Source organism: Vibrio sp. 704, from assembly GCF_033339295.1.
In genome coordinates, this window is record NZ_JAWOUH010000318.1 from 1 (window position 1) to 791 (window position 791).

General features: G+C 42.5%; 1 pseudogene. It reads left to right on the forward strand.

Going from position 1 to position 791, the window contains the following annotated elements:
• Window positions 1-735 (forward strand): annotated as a pseudogene (locus R7R24_RS26170) (ATP-binding cassette domain-containing protein); the annotation flags it as partial.
• Between the last annotated feature and the right edge of the window lie 56 nt (window positions 736-791).

The window sequence follows — 791 nt, forward strand, 5'->3', positions numbered from 1 at the left end:
TGGCGTCTGGGCTTATTTATTCTACGCGTAAACCCTATTGTCATTTATTTCTCTCGCAAACTTGGCAGTATGGTCAAGCATCTCAAGCGTAAAGAAAACCACTCGTTCGAAATTTTCCAAAACCGACTGGTAGAAACGTTGGATGGTATTTACCAGCTGCGCGCTGCCAATAAAGAGCGCGAATTTCTTCAGCAGTTAAAAGAGAGTGCCAATCAAGTCCGCGTCGATGCTGACAAATACGCCTGGCAATCAGAAGCGGCTGGTCGAGTTTCTTTCTTGCTCTTCTTAATCGGTTTTGAATTATTCCGTGCGGTTGCCATGTTAATGGTGATGTTTAGTGACCTAACAATTGGCCAAATTTTCGCTGTATTTGGTTATCTATGGTTTATGTTGTCCCCTGTTCAAGAGCTTCTTGGAATACAATTCTCTTGGTATAGCGCAAAAGCTGCATTGAAACGTATTAACGACCTTCTAGAGTTGGAAGAAGAAGATAGACCTGTCTCGAAGGTGAATCCTTTCAACGAAACACGCGAAGTCGATGTAAAAATCGAGCATGTGGATTTCTCATATAATAATGAGAACAAAGTTTTGGATGACCTGTCGTTACATATTCCAGCGGGCAAAAAAGTTGCGTTAGTGGGCGCGAGCGGCGGTGGTAAATCAACACTGATTCAACTGCTAATTGGTGTTTACAGACAGAACGCAGGTAGCATTCGTTTTAATGATGAGTTAACATAAGATATTGGCTTTGAAGTGATCCGCGACAAAATTGCCGTGGTATTACAGCAACC